The sequence below is a fragment of the Chryseobacterium viscerum genome, from assembly GCF_025949665.1.
Taxonomy (GTDB): domain Bacteria; phylum Bacteroidota; class Bacteroidia; order Flavobacteriales; family Weeksellaceae; genus Chryseobacterium; species Chryseobacterium viscerum_A.
Genome location: NZ_JAPDFT010000007.1, coordinates 108,576 through 127,313, shown reverse-complemented (window position 1 = coordinate 127,313; position 18,738 = coordinate 108,576). Strand labels below are relative to the sequence as shown.

Sequence of the window (18,738 nt, the reverse complement as noted above, 5' to 3'; positions counted from 1 at the left end):
AGTCATCACTCATCATTCTGTCATGGCAGATGTTATTATTACCTATTCATCATCCATTACTCATTACTGATTATTCATTACCCATTATTGCTTTTCCCTTCCTGATCTTACTGCTGACTTCTTCTTTATTGTCATCACTACCGTTTATCACTCCCGGTTTGTCACTCTGCAGGAGTCTAAACCATCCATATTTATCTTTTCTTCAGATAATATTACAATTACCCCAATCCTAAGTTTTGGTTAAAGCCCGTTCCTATGGAATATAAAGAATGTAGATCCCCAAAACTCATAACCCGAAACTCGAAACTCATCATTCATAACTTATCATTCATAATTCTTCTCCTAGCCCCGATAGCAATGGTTACCCCGCAACTTGGGTTAGAGAGAAAGTGGGTTTGAGTGTGGGAGCGCGATGGCGTGAGGAGTATGAATGGATAGCGGGAGAATGCTCCTGAAATATAATAGATCATGAGTCATTTATTACTTCTCAATTATTATGTATAATTTAGGTTATTAATTATTTTTATATTCAGTCTATCAACTGATTAAAGAGGATGAAGAAATGACTGACAAGAGCTGTTTATTCATTAATTTATCATCAACTTTATTCAAATAGCCGGGATTTTTGTTTTTTAACTTGAAAATTGTGTAACTTAGTCATATCAAAATGATTACGAATCTAAAAATATATAATATGAAAAAACATTTATTCCCTCTATTTTTATTGTTATTTGGTGTGAATGCACAAGCACAGCAAGATTTCTTTGCGATTGTAGGAAAAGAGACTCAGAGTATTACTTTCAATGATTTTCGGGCAATTGATGCAGGTAATGGAACTTCTGGTGAGAAAGTTTTTACAGCTGATTCTTCAACCAAAGTATTTTCGCAGGCTAGAAGAGGTATTGTAGCTGAAGATAAAAACTCTTACAGTAATTCTCAAGCAATAACTATGGCTGCCCTGGCTTATGATTCTTCAAATAATAATCTGGTGTATATGCCGATGTTTTCCTCTAATATATATGTTTTAAACCCACAGACTAAAGAGATTACACTGGTAGAAAATACTGTTGCAAGAGTATCGTCATGTGATATCAATTCTCATATTACAAGAATGGCAACAGGGTATAACGGTAGTATTTATGCTGTGAATAATGCCGGGACACAGTTTCTGGAAATTAGCAAAAAAGGTGGACAATATATAGTAAATGATCTTGGGATTATCAAGGATGATCCATCTAACGGTAGAAATTCATTTACAGCTATGGAAACGGGGTTTGGTGGAGATATGATTGCTGATGAAGATAATAACTTCTATGTTTTTGCAGCTTCAGGAAATGTTTTTAAGGTTCTGACAAAAGAACTGAAAGCTAGGTTTGTTGGCAAAATTACCGGAATTCCGGATAACTATTCTGTTAATGGATCCGCTGTAAATGCCCAGGGAAAAGTGGTGATTGCAAGTGCAAAAGGAGCTGCCTTATATGAGGTAGATCTTGCCACTTTACAGGCTAAGCAGCTTCCTGGAGAACAGGGATTGCATATTTATGATTTGGCAAGTAAATATTTTGGCAATGATAAAGCTACCAGGATCAATGCTATGGCAGCCAATCTGGATATTTATCCTACAAAGGTGGATGAGCATTATATTAACGTTCATGCTAATAAGAATCTGAAAGGTAACATTAAACTGAATATTTTCGATATGTCAGGAAAAAATGTGATGACTCAGGATCTGTCTGTAAAAGATGCTTCGATAGATGAGAAAGTATATCTTAAAGGATTTGTGAGTGGGGCTTATATTGTAAATATTACTGATGAAGCCGGGAAAACAATATTTAATAAGAAGATTCTCGTAACAAGATAATTACAAAATATATTTAAGAATATGAAGACCTTCTCAAATTGATTTGAGAAGGTTTTTTAATGATTATTTGATATTTAATAAGTTTTATTTTTCGATATTAAAATGTATTTTTATAAAAAAATATAGATGAAACTATACTTTAATGTAGGATATATTGTAAAGGCTGGAGAAAATTTGCAGTTGGTCATTGGAGAAGAGGGAGGAGCTGCAGTACATATCCATACAATGTTTTATGCTGAGAATGGATTGTGGAAATGTGAAGTTGATAATTTCTCAAAATCGATTTCTTATCAATACCGTGTGGTCAACGAAAAAGGCAATGTATTAAGAGAAGAATTTGTTCCGCATCATCTTAGTTTTCCTCATAATTATAAGGAATTTATAGTTTTTGACGAATGGAATAACAAAAATTTTCCCGAAAACTATTTAAACAACAAGATTCTTTACAATAAACTGCATGATTTTGTTCCCGAAAAAATAACGGTTTTAAAAAAACATACCCATCTATTCAGAATAGAAGCTCCTATTTATAATCCGGATTGGAGGATTGTACTTTTTGGAAGCACAGCATCCTTAGGAAACTGGAGTTATGAAAAAGTTATTCACCTGCATCAGACAGATTTCGGAATGTGGGAAACTTCTATAGAAATTCCGGAGAATGAATTTATCCAATTCAAATACTGTATTTTTGATACTAAAGAAAATAGAGTTATTGATGTAGAAACCGGAGAAAACAGATTTACGGTTGCTAATCTATTGAGTGATGTTCTGCAGATTGTTTCCAATCATTATTTTAGATTTAAAGGGTATCAGATGTATCATGATGCCGGAGTTGCTGTTCCCGTATTCTCATTGAGAAGCGAAGACGGATTTGGTGTAGGAGAATTTGCAGACATTAAAAAATTAGCAGATTGGACTAAAGAAACGAATCTTGGTATTATTCAGATTCTTCCGATCAATGATACAACAGCGAATTATTCCTGGACAGATTCCTATCCATATGCCGCGGTATCTGTTTATGCTCTGCATCCACAATATATTTCTTTAGAAAAGCTTGATTATCACTTACCTAAAGAATTAGTTGAAGAGTATTTGTCTGAAAAAGAGAACTTAAACGCTTTGGATCTGATTGATTATGAAAGAATGATCGAAGGTAAATGGAAATATCTTACAGCGGTTTTCTATGCAGAAAAAGATAAAATCTATAAAGACAGAAACTTCAAAAAATTCATCAAAGATAATGAGCATTGGCTTATCCCTTATTCTGCATTCTGTGTATTGAGGGACAAATATAAAACACCGAATTTCACTGAGTGGAAAACCCATAAAAAATATATTGCAGGAAAAATCTTACAGTTTTTCACAACGAAAAATAAAGATTACGATATCTCAATGCTTCATGCCTGGGTACAGTATCAATTGCATGTACAGCTGAAAGATGCTGTTGATTATGCCCATAACCTGGGAATTTCGTTGAAGGGAGACCTTCCGATTGGAATTTACAGATATTCAGTAGAAGCCTGGACAGAGCCGGAATTATTCGGAATGGACTTTCAGGCAGGAGCACCTCCTGATCAGTTTACAGAACTGGGACAGAACTGGGAATTCCCTACTTACAATTGGGAAGCTATGAAAGCAGATGATTATAGATGGTGGAAAAACAGGTTCAAAGCGCTGGAACAGTATTTTGATGCAATGAGGATAGATCATATTCTTGGTTTCTTTAGAATATGGAGAATGCCTGTTTCAGCCGTACAAGGGATTTTAGGATACTTTTATCCGGCTGTTCCTATTGTCGCGGAGGAATTTAAGGCATGGCAGATTCCGTTTAGTTTTGACAGATATTGTAAGCCTTTTATCAACAATCAGGTCTTATGGGATTATTTTGGAAAAGATAGCGGAAAAGCCCTCGAGTTTATGAACCGCAATGCAGACGGAACCTATATCTTCAAAGAAGAATTTGATACCCAGAGAAAACTGGTTAATTTCTTTAAGAAAAAATCTTATGGCCCGCTTGAAGAGCAATTGATTTCACTATGTGCCAATGTTTTGTTTTTAACAGAAGAGAGAAATGGTAAAACAGTTTATCATCCAAGATTTAATGTATACAATACAGAGTCTTACAAACATCTTCCGGAATTGGAGCAGAAAAGCATTTATGACCTGTACCATGATTATTTCTTCAGAAGGCAGGATCATCTTTGGTCTGAAAAAGCCATGGAAAAACTTCCTGTTATCCTGAATGCTACCAAAATGCTGATCTGTGGAGAAGACCTGGGAATGGTTCCGGCATGTGTACCAATTGTAATGGACGAATTAGCGATCATAGCTTTGAAGGTACAGCGAATGCCTTCTGAAAATATTCCGTTCTATAATCCCAAACATGCAAATTATATGAATGTAGTGACAGCATCTTCACACGACAGTTCAACCCTGAGACAATGGTGGAAAGAAGATCCTGCCCTTACACAAAAATATTTCAACCAGCAGCTTATACAGTATGGTAAAGCACCTGCTGATCTGAATCCTCATCTTGCGGAGATCATTATGAAACAGCATTTATATAATGAAGCTATGCTGGCTATCTTCCCGATTCAGGAATTTCTGGCAACAGATGCTGAGCTTACCAATAAGAAAATTGATAATGAAAGAATTAATAATCCAGCAGTTTTCCCACATTATTGGCGCTACAGAATGCACATAAAGCTGGAAGACCTTAAAAAGAAAGAATCTTTCAATGAAAAGATTGCTTTTTGGGTAAAAGATAGTGGTAGAATGTAAATTTAACACTTGATTATCAGTTAGTTAATAATAATTTAAAAGAAGTTTGATCTTAAGATTTAACTTCTTTTTTTTATTTGTATCAAAAAGATAGAATTAAGATATTCTGCTATATATTAACCAATTAACGACTATAGAGATGAAAAAAATATTTTTAGGATTAGCTTTTGGGTTGGGCGTTTTGACGTCAGCTCAGCAGTATCCGAATAATGGTTGGGGTGATGATGGTTATTATCAGAATGGAGATGGTTATTACAGCGATGAAGATGACAGAAATTATTTCCCTGACGATTATTATTATAATTATCCTCAGGATTATTATCCAAGTGATTATTATCAGAGCTATTATAACGACTACAGAGGAAGTATCATTAATATTGACTGGAACGGATTTTTCGTACAGAACAGATTAAACCGCTGGCAGGTAGATCAGATTATGAGACTTAATAATCTGTACGCAAGTTTTACAACATGGAATAATTTCTACCGATATAATCCGGACAGATGGTATTATGACAGGTTTTATGCATTGGAAAGAATTTTAGGACCAAGAGTGTTTGTTGTTTTCCAAAATAACTATTACAGAGGTTCAAGTCCTATTGTGTATTTCCAGAATTACAGAAGATCATATTATGTACCGAGATATACTGTAATGCCAAGATATAGAAATATCAATATCAATATTTACAGGGTAGACAGATCAAGATTCCGTAGAATGGATAACCCAACTTTTGATATTGTCAGAAGAGACAACAGAGGAGGAAATGGTTTCAGAAATACGAGAACCGAAAACTCAGGCGGCTTCCGTGATAATAATGGCGGTTTTAGAAGCAGTAATGAAGGCAATATAGGAAACGCCGACAATAACGGAGGTTTCAGAAATAATAACGGCGGAGGATTCAAAGGAAATTCTGACAATAATGGAGGTTTCAGAAACAATAACGGCGGCGGTTTCAGAGGAAATAGTGAAATGAGAAGAGAAGCTCCTAGAAGAGAAGATAACGGCGGATTCAGAGGAAATGGAGGAGGCTCCAGACAAAGATCTGAAAGTTCTGCTCCAAGACAACAGAACCGTGGTAATAATGGAGGCTTTAGAGGCAGCTTAGTAAAGAATTAATTTTCATATATTATATTTAAGTGGTGTGAAGGGCAGGTTTTTATAATCTGTCCTTTTTTTTGTTTATTTATTGATTTATTTTTATTAAAATTTAACATTATTTATGAATTTGTTAATTTAACTTATGTTTTAATTAATAATCAAAAAGGTATAATAACAAAATAACAATTAATTAAATTTTAAAAAGATGAAAAAATTAGTTTTAGCAATAGCATTTATCGGAATGGGAAGTTTTGCAATGGCACAACAGACTACAACTCCACAGGACAGACAGGCAAGAGCCGTAGAAATGAAACAAAAAATGGAGCAGAAACAACAGGAACGTCTTGCAGAAATGCAGAAAGACCTTAATCTGAATCAATCTCAGGTAGCGCAGATAAAAGACCTTCAGGACAAAAGAAATGCTGAAAGGAAAGCTGAATTCGAGAAAAATAAAGGAGACAGACAAGCTAAAATGCAGGAGATGATGGCCAAAAAAGCACAAATGGATGCTGACATGAAAAAAATTCTAAACCCTGAGCAATATGATAAATGGCAGGCTGACAGAAAAGCAAAAGCAGAAAAAATGAAGATGGCAATGAAAGAAAGAAGAATGATGAAAAAGCCGATGAATACGGGAGCTGCTGACGTAAAATAACAGCTTGTAATTTTAGTTTTTTAATGTGTTAAGGATGGATGTTTTTCCATCCTTTTTGTATTAATTTTATTTAAAACTTTTGATTTCGGGCTTTTATTCCCTATTTTTGACTATAAATTTAATACTTATGGTTAGCGAAAAAATTGCAAAATTAATTAACGAACAAATTGCCCACGAACAATACGCCGCTCAATATTATCTTTCAATGTCTGCATGGTTTTCCGGAAAAGATCTGGATGGAATTGCCAATTATTTCAGAGTGCAGAGCAAAGAAGAATTGATGCATGCAGATAAAATGTTTGATTATTTGAATGATGTAGGCGGGGAAATAATCATCGGAGAAATTCCAAAACCTCCACATGAGTTCGAAAATGCAACAGATATTTTTGAGAAAGCATTGGCACATGAGAAAATAGTAACTAAAAGTATTTTCAATATTGTAAAAAATGCAAACGATGAAGGAGATTTTGCAACAACGTCATTCCTGCAGTGGTTTATTAACGAACAGGTAGAAGAAGAAGCAAGCGCTTCTCAGTACGTAACGAAAATCAAAATGGTATGTGATAATCCATCAGCTCTATACCTTTTTGACCAGGAATTGTCTCAGAGAGTATTTGTTCCTGCTACAACAGCCTAAGACTTAAACTTCTTAAAATATAAAACCGCTATCCAAATAGCGGTTTTTATTTTTATCTGAAAATCTATTAAGGTCGGATTGGAAAATCTACAGATAAATAATCTGAGTTTTCAGAACTTTTTTACCAAGACGCTCAAGAATATTTTTATAACCTTCTACCTGTGCCTCATCTTTGGTTTTCTGCTCACCAGTCTTAAAATCAACAATAATATATCCTTCCTCACCTTTCAAAATACGGTCAGGCCTGAAGATATGACTTTCCCCGTTTTCAGAAATCATAATATCTTTCTCATTGATGACTTCCCATTTTTCATCAAAAAATTCCGCATAAGTTTTTACAATCTCCTCTAAAGTGAGCTGTATTTCATTCTTTTCATCCAAAGTGATCTGACCTTCCAGAGCATATCCTTCCAATACCTTTCTGATATCTTTTTCAGTATTGATCTTCGATAAAAGCTCATGTACAAAAAGTCCGATTCTCACCTTTTCATTTCGTACCTGATAGTTTTTAGAAGGAGTTGCAATCTTGATAGAAGTACTTTTTTCATTGACATTCTTCAGATTCTGGATATTCTGTGTTTTAAAAGATGAACTTTTATCTTTCGAGTACTTTTTCAGCATTTCAGGATTCACTTCATATACATCAAACTCATCAGCCTGTTCCGGGTTTTTTGTTTGAAGGAATTCAAGAAGCTCAAGATTATTAGAGGTCTTATTCGCTTTCTGAAGATAGAAAAACAGCTGCTCAACAGGTCTTGTTGTAGCCACATATTGCAGGCAAAGCCTGTCAATCATATTTTTATAAGAGTTTTTAGTGTTGAAAAACAAAATTTCCTCATCATAAACTTCCAGATTCTTATTAAACTGATTGATATTGACTGATTTTAAAGCTTCATTCTCATTCGTATCAAACCAGTTGGTAAATTCATTATCCCGGTTTTTATTAATCATAGGAATGAATACAATAGGGAACTCCAGCCCTTTGGACTTGTGAATAGTCATGATCTGGATTGCATCAATATTTTCTGAAGCCTGAATGGTATAAGAAGATGCTTCTTCATCCCAATATTTCAAAAACTCTTTCGTACTGGCGCCCGCGTTCTGAGTGAAGTTAAAAAGCATTTCCAGGAAGTTCAGTAAAAAGTCCGTCTCTTTGTTTTCAACAGAAAATTCGTTGATGTAATATTCTATGAAATTATACAGATTAAACCTCGGGAAATTATCCTGCCTAAGCTGTAGTGAATATTTCTCCTGAATATATTGAAGAATCTCTTCATGGCTTTCAATATCCAGAATTTCTTTCATGTTTAAAGTAAAATCCGGCATTTGAATTTTTCCCAGTGTATTCAGATGATACATCATCATAATCAGACAATGCTTGTTCTTAGGATTAAGTTCCCATCGCAGAAATTCAATAACAGCCTTTAAGGTATTGGAAAGTTCCAGTGTAAGACCTTTATCAGAAATTGTTTTAATATTCGTTTCCTCACCGCGGTATTTAACTTTTAAACTTCCCAGTTTTTGAGAGTAGCTGAAAATATCAAAATTTCCACGGCAGAGAATAGTGATATCAGAAAATTTAAAACCATTATCCAGACATTCCTGGATGTCTTTCCGCATTCTTTCTGAAGTATCATTATAAAACTCTTCATTGGTAAGATTGTCAATCAGGTTCACCTTTACCCGTCCATCAAACTTTGATTTTGGACTTTGTTCAGCATCTTCCCCGAAAATGTTCTTATGCTCTTCCAAAAGCCCTTCAGAATGGAAACGGTACAGCTCATTGTTGAACTGTACAATATTTCTGGCACTTCTCCAGTTGTCCTTTAATACAAGAAGATCAGCTTCCTTCGGTGAAAATTCTTTTTTGTTGATAATATCCAGCATCAGTTTACTCTCTCCACCACGGAATCTGTAAATACTCTGCTTGGGATCGCCTACCAATGTAAATGAAGTATTTTCCGTAGAAACACTATGATCCCTCAGCGGAACAAAATTCTGCCACTGCAGTTCTGATGTATCCTGAAACTCATCAAAGAAATAATGCTGAAATTGTGATCCTACCTTTTCATAAATAAAAGCAGAAGGCTCATTCTTAAGATTTTCATTGATCAGAATATTAAATTTAGAAAGAAGAACAAGATCATTTTCCTCCTCAATTTTTTGAAGCTCATCCTGAATATCCTTATTTACCTTTAAGGGTAGAAGAGCAGACAAAACTTTCTCTTTCTTTTGAGTCTCAATGTACAGAAGGATGAGTTTCATTCTGTTATCAAGAAGCTGCTCAAGAATCTCAAAAATTTCAGACTCTTTATGCTTTGACTTGGAAGATGCTCCTTTTCTGTAATTGTTGATGACAGACTCTTCCTGAGTGGTAGGGAAAGGAAAACCGGTTCTTTTCTGTTGGTAAAAATCTATGACCTTCGTAAAGAAACCCCCGATTCCGTTTTTGCCCTGGGCAAAATCTTCGATGTCAATATTTCTGGATTTGAATAATTCAATAGAACTGGCCGCAAGTTCTGCAGACTGTTTTTTATTGAAAACAATTTCTTTACGAAGTGTATTTTTTATATTCTCATAATTCGCATCGTCAAAACTCTTATTGCTTTTCAGATGCTCATAGTGAATATCCTTTACAAATTCTTTTGCCGAATCATAAAGGTTTTTATTTAGATTAATCCTTTCGTTGTTCTCAAGACTATAATCTACATAATCCATGAAAGAATTGGAGATCGTTTCATTTTCCCCGATCTGGTCCAGCATTTTATCCACCGCTTCTATCAAAAAGGGCTCAGCTTCAATTTCAAGATTAAAATTTTTAGCCAGTCCCAATTCATAAGAAAAGCTTCTTACAAGCCTTGAATTAAAACGGTCAATGGTTCCGATATTCAATGTGGAATAATTGTGGAGAACATAATCCAGCAGCTTCTTAGAACGGTGATGAAGTTCATCAATTGTAATTTTTAGCCCTTGTTCTTCAAAAGCTTTCTGGATATTTTTCAGATCTGTATTCTCTGCATAGTCTTTAGCAGAGAAATTTCCCAACCATGATAAAATTCTTTCCTTCATCTCGTTCGCTGCCTTATTGGTAAAAGTCAGAGCGAGAATATTCCTGATCGACTGCTGTTGATTAGGATAGCGGAGACAGATCATCAGAAGCCTTTGTACCAGGGCATATGTTTTCCCGGATCCGGCAGAAGCATTGATGACTGTGTAAGAATTTTGCATTGTAAAAAGAGAATTGAGACTGCAAGTTAGCTAAAATTTAAAAGAAACTTTAACAATTTAATCGGGCTATTTAACAGTTTGGAAGGCAAAAATCAAAAAGAAATATTAAAACGCGTTAACTGTGGTTAAACTTATGGTATACATTAAAAATAATTTTAGCTTTGCTTTATAAAAAACAGCCAGTGAAACTCAAACTATTCTTTTTTTTATCCTTTATTTTTTTTATCCATACCCATGCCCAAAATTATATATTCGGAAGGATTACTTCTGAAGACGGTGCTGAAATGCAGGATGTGAATGTAATCAACATCCGGACTGATGAAATGGTGGTTTCAAACATAGATGGTCATTTTATGATTTCCGGAAGACAGGGGGACGAATTACGTTTTATAAAAGCAGGGTATGAACGGCTGGTGAGAAAAGTTTCTCAGGAAAATGTACAGTCTCCTATGAATATAAGCCTTGTTCGCCAAACCATTCAGATTCCTGAAGTGGAAGTGAAGCAGGGACTTACCGGAAACCTGAAAATAGATTCAAAACTCTATAACAAACCTAAAAAGGTAGAAAAACTGATTAAAGATATAGATCGTTATATCGCTCAAAAATCTGATCCAAGAATATTGGCAGCCAAGCCCGGAGAATTTGTACAGCCAAAAGGGCAGGGGTTCTCTATAGGAAAAGTGAAAGACAAATGGGATGATGTAGATCTGATGCAATATATCAGAGCAAGTCTTGGAGATGATTATTTTACCAATCTTAAGATAGAAAAACCTCTGATAGACCATTTTATTTACTATGTTTTTGCTGGTGGTTTTGAGAGAAAAAAAATACTGAAGTACGGCTTCTGCAGTGATGCAGATCTGAATAGGTTCCAAAGTTTTGTTCTGACAAGAATTTCATCCTACCGTGCCCCACAAACTCAAAGATAGATGGAAATAAGATATATTGGAAAGGTTTTATTTCTTGTGCTGTTTTGTATCACTTCGGAATTGTGGGCACAGCAAAAAATATCAGGAAAAGTGATCACAGGGGAAGAACTTGATTTGTCTCCTGTACTCATCGTCAATATTTCGGAAGGCAAAAGCATGTTAAGTGATATGTCCGGGAAATTTGAAATGGAAGCAAAAGAGAATGATGAGATCAGATTTGTAAAGGAAGGATACTACCGGGTTGATAAAAAGGTTACTGGAGAAGATTTCAACTCTGCGCTGAATATCATTCTGAAAAAAATGGAGATTCAGATCCCTGAGGTAAAGATAAAATATAGACCTACAGGAAATCTTGCGAAAGATAATCAGCACTTGAATGAATCCAGAAAGCTTCAGTCTTTGAAATCAGATATGGAGGAGTATATGAAAAGTCCGCTTAATCAGCCTTTGCCCACTAATACAATTTCAAAAACTTTTACAGGACATGATTACAATGCGGGGCAGGTAAACCTGTTTGGCGTATTTAATGCTGTATCAGGCTTGGTAAAGAAAGCAACAAAACCCAAAATTACCAAAGCGAATTACAATGAAACCCAGGATTTCCTTAAGAGAGTAAAAAATCAGGTCAATCTGAGTTTTCTGAAAAAATACGGAATGGATGAAGAACAGATTGATGCTTTTCTTCTTTATGCGGAAAAAACACGTTCACTGGCAAAAAGATACAGAAAGGATTTTCAGATAAGTGTGGTAGAATATGAACTTAAAATCGCCTTTGGAGAGTACAGTAAAACAAATAAACTGGAAGGAACTAAAGAATAACTTTAATAAAAATTGAATTATTTCATTAAAAATATAGAAACATTGGGGCAGAGAAAATTTCTTCTTTTCCTTATGCTTCTGTGCAGTACTTTTATTTTTTCTCAGCAGACAGTAACCGGGCGAGTAGTGGATGATAATGGGGAAAACTTGAGTAAAGTAATTGTTATTAACATGTCTTCCGACAAAAAAATATATTCTGATTCAGAAGGTGTGTTTTCTATAGAAGCCAATCCCAATGATGAACTGAGATTTGTAAAAGAAGATTTCAACAGAACATCCAGAAAAGTTCTTATTAATGGTATTAATCCTCCCTTATTCATTACACTTTATCAGATTCCGAGAGATGTAGGAGAAGTAAAGATCGTAAAAAAGCTTACCGGAGATTTGGGAGTAGATTCCCGGATTGTGGCAAAAGTAGATAAAGGAGAACAGGTGAGAGATGCTGTAGGACTTCCGCAGCCGGTTGGAAAAATGAGAGAGAAGCCTGCAGAAGTGAAAAGTGTTCTTTTGCCCATACTCTTAGGAAACCTGAATGTTCAGGGAGTATATGATCTGATAAGCGGCAAAGCCAGAAGGCAGAAAAGACAATATAGATATGATGACCTCCAGGAGCACATTGCCTGGATTCGGGACAGGATAGATGATGATTACTTTGTAAAAGCCGGAATTCCTGCTGACAGAATTTCAGAATTTATTCAGTTTTCATTTTTAGCAAAGCCTCAGGTACGAACCTATGTAAAAGCAAAAAATCTTTCTGGCGTAATGCTGAGGTTAGAAGAAACGGCACCTCTTTTTATAGAAAGACTGAAAGAGAATGAAAAGTAGTTCAAATGTTAAGAAAATCTTAAAATAGTGGAATAGAAATTGATACAATCTTTATCGTAACAACAACTCAATTCACAAGTTTTATGAATAAAAATATATTTGCAGTAGCTATTGCCGCGTTAGGTTTTATAATCGGGCTTGGATTTTTAGGAAATGCCATTAAAAACAGAAACAAATCTGAAAATACTATTTCCGTAACAGGGCTTGGTACAAAACAGTTTACATCAGACCTGATCACCTGGTCCGGAAGTTTTTCCAAAAATAATGCTGATCTGAAATCGGCTTATGATGAGCTGGCAACAGACAGGAAAGTAATCAATGACTATCTTCTTTCAAAAGGTATACAGCAGAAGGAGATTGTATTTTCTTCCGTAGATATCCAAAAACAGTTCAGAAGTTATAATGATGCCAACGGAAATTATGTACAGGGAGAATTCTCCGGTTATAACCTTACCCAAAAAGTCTCTATTGAAAGTAAAGAAGTCGGCAAAATAGAAAATCTTTCCAGAAATATTACGGAAATTATCAATCGCGGAATTGAATTCACCTCTTCTTCACCAGCCTATTTTTATACTAAATTGGCTACCGTAAAGCAGGAAATGATTGCCAGTGCAACAAAAGATGCCAAAGAACGTGCTGAGAAAATTGCGGAAAATTCAGGGAGCAGTTTGGGAAATCTAAAGAAAGCAACAATGGGAGTAATCCAGATTACAGCGCCCAACTCTAATGAAGATTATTCCTATGGAGGAACTTTCAATACCTCTTCCAAAGAAAAAGAAGCCAGCATCACAATAAAACTGGAGTACGAGGTAAATTAAATATAAATATCAATAAAAGAAAAACGCCGGAGAAAGATTCCGGCGTTTTATATTTTTAATGATAAATAATATCGTAAATTTCTTTTTTGGCTTCTTCTACATTTTCAGGAGTGTAGTTAGCAAGCAACCATAAATTCAAAGACTTTTTCCCTTCTCCATAACTTGGCTGAATATGAGTATCATCAATTAGACTGAAATTATTTCTCTGATAAAAAGAATAGCGTCTTGCAGCATCTTCACTCAAATCTGCAGGTTCAATTTCTAAAATGACACCTGGATAGTTTTCTGAAATGTGATTGATGATATGAGAACCCAGTTTCTTACTTCTGAATGCTTCAAATACTTCAAAATGCTCTACAAAAACAAAAGTGCTGAGCTCCCACAAGATGAGGTAGCCAATAGCTTCCGATTCATGAATGACAGACATAAATTTTACATGCGGATTTGAAAATAAACCCTCAAACTGTTCTTTGTCTCTTTGTTCGTCTACAGGAAAAGTAGTTGTGTAAGAAGCATAGATTTCCTTTATTCTATGATCCTCAGCAGATGTGATCGGTAAAAATTTCATAATTTATAAATCAAAGACACTTGGTCTCCTGGTGATGAAAATATCTTTAATCCAAAGCGTGAATGCCAATCCTAAATAGATCAGAAAGAAAAAGCCTGCTGTGGCAAAAGTAGAGTAAATGAAGAAAATTCTCAATTTAGATACAGGAATCCCCAGTTTGGCACCCGTTCTTGTCAGTACACCAAACCACTCTCTTTCCATTTTATGACGGATATTACTCAGCATTTCCAGATTGTTATTTAAAAGTTTAAATCCAATACTGCAAGTTAAGGAATTTTTTTGATAAGGTTTTTGTGTAATGATATCTATTAAAGAAAGCTATTCTTTTAAAAGGTTAAATCCAATACCACAGGCTAAACAGTTTTTTACTTCACAATGGGTTTTGTGATGATAGATCATGCTTTGGCTTTCCAATGCATTGGTAATGTTCATGCCAAGTTTTTCCCAGCTTTTAATGACAGTGTTTTTTTCAGCTGAAACAGTTTTGTATAGTTCAATAATTTCATCTGCAATTTCTTCGCGATGGTATTTGTGATAAGTATACTTTAGAGGAAGGACAGTATTTAGAATAAGAAGATCCATAAAATCCTTGCTCAGTGTTTTAGGCTGTACTTTTGAAATATTTCCGAAATTAAAATGAAAATCCCAGTATTCAGAGGCTTTTACAACTCTGAAGATGTTATATAGCTGATTTGCATTCCTTGCTTCCATAATCTTAGAGAATAGATTCTGATGTTTGTAAAGGTCTGCTAACTGGGACAATCGGATGGTAGGAAAGTTTGGAGGTCTTAATCTTAAAAACTTAGGATGAAATTTCAGATCTGAAATCGAAAATTTGGCTTTAATAAAATCAAATTCTCTTTTCCATATTTTCATCTGTCCGTCCTGTGGCTTCTCTAGCCATCCCGAAATTCCGAAGAGTAAAGCTTCGTGCTGAAGAGGATTCTGCCGGATTTTATTAATGATGCTGTAATCCACACTTTCAGCAATCTGCCGGAAAATATGAGCATTTACTTTTAATCCGAATGAATAAGCAAAACTGTGAAATAAAACGGCTTCAAAATTATTTTTATACCGGATTAAACTTTGTTCAAGTTCTTCAGATTTTTCGTCCAGTTTTTTCAGAATGTTCTCTTCATGGAAATTTACAGGTACTTTTTTCGGATTGAATATATTTTCACAGGCAATAAATTCGTTTTCATTAATGAGTTTTTCATATTTCAGTATGATATTTTCATCAATATGATATTTCAGCTCCAAAGTTGGAACATGCTTTCCGGTAAGTTCCTGAATTTCTATGTCATGCTGAAATACAACATGCAGAATGATATTCTGATAATTGGGATCCTGGGAATGATTGTGGAAAATCCAGTCTGAGGAACGAACATGCAGTTCTATATTTCCTGCGAGAAGTAAGCGGTTGATTTTGATTTTAGCATCCAGAAAATCGGGGCCGGCATTGGTATTCCATTTTCCAAAATGGATGATCTCAACGGAATTCCCTTCAATATCCTTGAAGTCAAAATTTTTGAAAACCTTATAGTTCCAAAGATATTGAAGTAGTTTTTCCGTCATAAGTGTGACGATAAATATAATAGAAATATTATACTTTCGTCAGCTTCTTATTAAAGTTTTCTATAGTCGTTCTATACATTTTCTCATAGATAGGAAGAATGTTTTTCAAATCGAATTTTATAGCCTGATCTTTCGCGTTTTGCTTCATTTTGGTTAAAAGTTCATCATTGCTCAACAGCTTAATGGTATAGTTGCTCATGGCTTCTACATTTCCGATTTCAGCAAGATATCCTGTTTCTCCCTGAATATTCACCTCAGGAATTCCCCCTGCGTTGGAACTGATTACCGGAGTATAAGCAGCCATAGCTTCCAAAGCTGCCAGACCAAAACTTTCCTGCTCCGAAGGAAGAAGAAATACATCCGAAAGCTGTAAGATTTTATACAGATCATTCACTTTTCCTAAAAGACGGATTTTGGAGATAAGATCCGGGTTTTCTTCCAAAAACTGATTGACCTTTTCCATATCAGGACCTTCTCCAATGATGATCAGTTTTGATTTTACCTTTTTCTCCACATTCTTAAAGATCTGAAGTACTTCATCCACACGTTTTACAGGACGAAGGTTCGATACGTGGATCAGAATCTTTTCATCAGGATTGGCAAACTGTGTTCTCTGGCACTCAGAGCAGTCATCAAATTCAGAATTGTCAATAAAATTGGTAATCACCTGAATTTCTTTTTTGATGTTGAAAAACTGAAGCGTATCTTTTTTCAGACTTTCAGAAACTGAAGTAATAGCATCTGACTGGTTGATTGAAAATTCTACTGCATGTTTATAACTTGGATGCTGGCCTACAAGGGTAATATCTGTACCGTGCAGAGTAGTCACCAGCGGAATATCATTATTGTCTTCCTGAAGCATTTGCTTTGCTGTAAAAGCTGCATACGCATAAGGAATGGCATAATGTGCATGAAGAAGATCCAGTTTATAAAGATTAACAACCCTGTAGATCATTGAGCTTAACGCAATATCATAAGGCTGATACTGGAAAAGAGGATAGGTCTGAACATTTACCCTGTGGAAGAAAATATTCGGGTTGGTAATGTCTAATCTTGCAGGAAGTGCAGAGCTGATGAAATGTACTTCATATCCTTTATTGGCAAGGGACATTCCTAATTCTGTTGCTACAATTCCGCTTCCTCCATATGTTGGATAGCAAAGTATGCCTATTTTCATTAGATTATTGGTGTTTTGATGTTGTATTATTTGCTGAGGTAACTGTAGTAAGATCAATGCCCATTCCTGGTTTCAGCTGATCATTAACCAGTACAGGAAGTTTTCCCCATATTTTTGTTTTCCCGTTCAGAGCATCTGCAGCCGCATTCATTGAATCATCATTATTTTCATAAGAAACAAGAACCGTAGAAACTTTTGAAATATCAATATCCTTTAATGCGTAAGCACTTCCAAATACATTGAGAATTATATTTTGATTTTTGGTAAGATCAGAAAGCACCTGCTTAGATTCTGCTGAAACTTTATAAGGTTTATAAGCCGTTGAATTATCTTTATGGAAACCAACAATTACTGTTGATCCTGCAGGAATAGTATTTATTTCACCTGCTTTTTTGATCATTACATTGTTACCTAACCTGCTGGCGAAAGTCTGATAAGGAGCTTCTTCCAAAGGAACATAATAAACCTGCTTTCCTGTAAGAGGAAGTAATTTCTTTTCATCCTTTAATAAAGTCAGCGCATTGGAATAAAGGTTCTGTACCAGCTGGATATGAGAATTATTATTTAAATCAGCATTGATATTTTCAGGATTTTTCGGTGTGTATTGAGTCAGACCAAGGAAATACTTGGTTAATAAGATTTTTTTCACACTTTCTTCTACTCTGGACTGAGGAATTTCCCCTTTATCAATAGCTTTCTGAATCAGTTTTTTACCTTCAGAAACACCTTGTGAGAAAAGCATAATGTCATTTCCTGCTTTAAAAGCCATAGCATCCAGTTCTCCCGGCTTGTATTTATTGGCTACAGCACCCATATTTAAAGCATCGGTGATGATTAAGCCTTTATACCCCAGCTTGTCTTTCAATAATCCGGTAATGATATTTTTAGAAACAGAAGCGGGAATTCCTTTCCCTGATTCTAAGCTTGGAACATATAAATGAGCAACCATTACTCCGCCGATTCCTTTATCCATCAATGCTTTGAACGGTGCAAGTTCTACTTTGTTGAGCCTTTCTATCGAGTGGGAAACTACAGGAAGATCAAGGTGTGAGTCTGTGCTGGTATCTCCGTGCCCAGGGAAGTGTTTAATTGCTGCTAAGATATTATTATCCTGAAGACCATTAGAGTAGGACAGGGCAGAGCTGATGACATTATCTACTTCAGAACCAAAACTTCTGTTCCCAATGATAGGATTATTAGGATTGGTATTGACATCCACTACAGGAGCAAAATCCCAGTTGATTCCCATTCTGTGACAATCATCAGCAATTTTTGCGGCCATCTGATATACAAGGTTTTTATCCTGGATAGCCCCCAATGTCATTGCCCATGGAAATTTGTGAGCAGTGGCTATTCTCTGGTATAGCCCCCATTCGGCATCCATACCAATCATCAAAGGAACTTTTGATTTCTGCTGAAATTCATTGACCAGATTGATTTCCCTTGCAGCATCATCCTGCATTAAGATCAGACCTCCTATTTTATCATTTGCAACAATATTTCTTACCTGGCTGATATAATCTTCACCTTTATTGGTATAAAGTGCCACAATAAAAAGCTGTCCTAGTTTTTCATCCTGAGAAAGATTTTTATAGGTTTTGTCAACCCATTGCTTAGCCTTTTTTAAATCTTCCTTAGAAGCATTTTTAGGCTGATATTGGGCGTTCACCTTAGGACCTATCAATGCGACAATAAAGAGTGAAGTATATAATAATTTCTTCATGACTTTTTGAATAAGAACAAAAATACAATTAAAAAAATGAGGA

Annotated in this window: 16 protein-coding genes; 10 read left to right on the top strand and 6 right to left on the bottom strand. The window is 35.2% G+C overall.

Going from position 1 to position 18,738, the window contains the following annotated elements:
- The 6 genes from OL225_RS21950 to OL225_RS21925 all read left to right on the top strand — a co-directional run.
- On the top strand, positions 1 to 233 hold a 233-nt coding region (locus tag OL225_RS21950; protein WP_264519601.1), incomplete at its 5' end, for a hypothetical protein.
- Between the two features lie 461 nt (positions 234 to 694).
- Positions 695 to 1,861 (top strand): T9SS type A sorting domain-containing protein, encoded by a 1,167-nt coding sequence (locus OL225_RS21945; protein ID WP_264519600.1) that lies wholly within the window; start codon positions 695 to 697, stop codon positions 1,859 to 1,861.
- Positions 1,862 to 1,987: 126 nt separating this feature from the next.
- Positions 1,988 to 4,642 (top strand): 4-alpha-glucanotransferase, encoded by a 2,655-nt coding sequence (locus tag OL225_RS21940; protein ID WP_264519599.1) that lies wholly within the window; start codon positions 1,988 to 1,990, stop codon positions 4,640 to 4,642.
- 139 nt (positions 4,643 to 4,781) lie between these two features.
- Positions 4,782 to 5,759 (top strand): hypothetical protein, encoded by a 978-nt coding sequence (locus OL225_RS21935; protein ID WP_264519598.1) that lies wholly within the window; start codon positions 4,782 to 4,784, stop codon positions 5,757 to 5,759.
- 187 nt (positions 5,760 to 5,946) lie between these two features.
- Entirely contained in the window at positions 5,947 to 6,396 is a 450-nt protein-coding gene (locus OL225_RS21930) for a hypothetical protein (RefSeq protein ID WP_264519597.1), read from the top strand.
- A gap of 127 nt (positions 6,397 to 6,523) precedes the next feature.
- A complete protein-coding gene (locus OL225_RS21925; RefSeq protein ID WP_047374012.1) occupies positions 6,524 to 7,033 on the top strand; it encodes a ferritin in 510 nt (169 codons plus the stop codon).
- An 87-nt stretch (positions 7,034 to 7,120) separates the two neighbouring features.
- Here OL225_RS21925 and OL225_RS21920 read toward each other — a convergent pair whose 3' ends face one another.
- A complete protein-coding gene (locus OL225_RS21920; protein WP_264519596.1) occupies positions 7,121 to 10,261 on the bottom strand; it encodes a UvrD-helicase domain-containing protein in 3,141 nt (1,046 codons plus the stop codon).
- Between the two features lie 182 nt (positions 10,262 to 10,443).
- Here OL225_RS21920 and OL225_RS21915 point away from each other — a divergent pair, with 182 nt between their 5' ends.
- The 4 genes from OL225_RS21915 to OL225_RS21900 all read left to right on the top strand — a co-directional run bounded on the left by OL225_RS21915 (position 10,444) and on the right by OL225_RS21900 (position 13,652).
- Positions 10,444 to 11,190 (top strand): hypothetical protein, encoded by a 747-nt coding sequence (locus OL225_RS21915; protein ID WP_047374044.1) that lies wholly within the window; start codon positions 10,444 to 10,446, stop codon positions 11,188 to 11,190.
- On the top strand, positions 11,191 to 12,009 hold the full coding sequence (locus tag OL225_RS21910; protein ID WP_264519595.1) for a hypothetical protein: 819 nt from the start codon (positions 11,191 to 11,193) through the stop codon (positions 12,007 to 12,009).
- Between the two features lie 12 nt (positions 12,010 to 12,021).
- A complete protein-coding gene (locus OL225_RS21905; protein WP_264519594.1) occupies positions 12,022 to 12,834 on the top strand; it encodes a carboxypeptidase regulatory-like domain-containing protein in 813 nt (270 codons plus the stop codon).
- Between the two features lie 83 nt (positions 12,835 to 12,917).
- On the top strand, positions 12,918 to 13,652 hold the full coding sequence (locus OL225_RS21900; RefSeq protein ID WP_047374007.1) for an SIMPL domain-containing protein: 735 nt from the start codon (positions 12,918 to 12,920) through the stop codon (positions 13,650 to 13,652).
- Between the two features lie 55 nt (positions 13,653 to 13,707).
- On the opposite strand, the gene OL225_RS21895 is transcribed toward OL225_RS21900, so the two are convergent.
- The 5 genes from OL225_RS21895 to OL225_RS21875 all read right to left on the bottom strand — a co-directional run bounded on the left by OL225_RS21895 (position 13,708) and on the right by OL225_RS21875 (position 18,695).
- Positions 13,708 to 14,220, bottom strand: coding sequence for a GNAT family N-acetyltransferase (locus OL225_RS21895; RefSeq protein ID WP_264519593.1), 513 nt, complete (start codon positions 14,218 to 14,220; stop codon positions 13,708 to 13,710).
- Between the two features lie 3 nt (positions 14,221 to 14,223).
- Positions 14,224 to 14,445 (bottom strand): PspC family transcriptional regulator, encoded by a 222-nt coding sequence (locus tag OL225_RS21890; RefSeq protein WP_034695702.1) that lies wholly within the window; start codon positions 14,443 to 14,445, stop codon positions 14,224 to 14,226.
- A gap of 93 nt (positions 14,446 to 14,538) precedes the next feature.
- A complete protein-coding gene (locus tag OL225_RS21885) occupies positions 14,539 to 15,795 on the bottom strand; it encodes a DUF2851 family protein (protein WP_264519592.1) in 1,257 nt (418 codons plus the stop codon).
- Positions 15,796 to 15,823: 28 nt separating this feature from the next.
- Positions 15,824 to 16,972 (bottom strand): N-acetyl-alpha-D-glucosaminyl L-malate synthase BshA, encoded by a 1,149-nt coding sequence (gene bshA, locus OL225_RS21880; RefSeq protein WP_047374001.1) that lies wholly within the window; start codon positions 16,970 to 16,972, stop codon positions 15,824 to 15,826.
- Positions 16,973 to 16,976: 4 nt separating this feature from the next.
- Complete coding sequence (locus OL225_RS21875) at positions 16,977 to 18,695, bottom strand: glycoside hydrolase family 3 protein (protein WP_264519591.1); 1,719 nt, start codon at positions 18,693 to 18,695, stop codon at positions 16,977 to 16,979.
- Positions 18,696 to 18,738 lie beyond the last annotated feature (43 nt).

Bases quoted from the DNA above. Each gene is read 5' to 3' on its own strand.
- OL225_RS21945 (WP_264519600.1), top strand. From the start codon at position 695: ATGAAAAAACATTTATTCCCTCTATTTTTATTGTTATTTGGTGTGAAT.
- OL225_RS21940 (WP_264519599.1), top strand. From the start codon at position 1,988: ATGAAACTATACTTTAATGTAGGATATATTGTAAAGGCTGGAGAAAAT.
- OL225_RS21935 (WP_264519598.1), top strand. From the start codon at position 4,782: ATGAAAAAAATATTTTTAGGATTAGCTTTTGGGTTGGGCGTTTTGACG.
- OL225_RS21930 (WP_264519597.1), top strand. From the start codon at position 5,947: ATGAAAAAATTAGTTTTAGCAATAGCATTTATCGGAATGGGAAGTTTT.
- OL225_RS21925 (WP_047374012.1), top strand. From the start codon at position 6,524: ATGGTTAGCGAAAAAATTGCAAAATTAATTAACGAACAAATTGCCCAC.
- OL225_RS21920 (WP_264519596.1), bottom strand. From the start codon at position 10,261: ATGCAAAATTCTTACACAGTCATCAATGCTTCTGCCGGATCCGGGAAA.
- OL225_RS21910 (WP_264519595.1), top strand. From the start codon at position 11,191: ATGGAAATAAGATATATTGGAAAGGTTTTATTTCTTGTGCTGTTTTGT.
- OL225_RS21900 (WP_047374007.1), top strand. From the start codon at position 12,918: ATGAATAAAAATATATTTGCAGTAGCTATTGCCGCGTTAGGTTTTATA.
- OL225_RS21895 (WP_264519593.1), bottom strand. From the start codon at position 14,220: ATGAAATTTTTACCGATCACATCTGCTGAGGATCATAGAATAAAGGAA.
- OL225_RS21890 (WP_034695702.1), bottom strand. From the start codon at position 14,445: ATGCTGAGTAATATCCGTCATAAAATGGAAAGAGAGTGGTTTGGTGTA.
- OL225_RS21885 (WP_264519592.1), bottom strand. From the start codon at position 15,795: ATGACGGAAAAACTACTTCAATATCTTTGGAACTATAAGGTTTTCAAA.
- bshA (WP_047374001.1), bottom strand. From the start codon at position 16,972: ATGAAAATAGGCATACTTTGCTATCCAACATATGGAGGAAGCGGAATT.
- OL225_RS21875 (WP_264519591.1), bottom strand. From the start codon at position 18,695: ATGAAGAAATTATTATATACTTCACTCTTTATTGTCGCATTGATAGGT.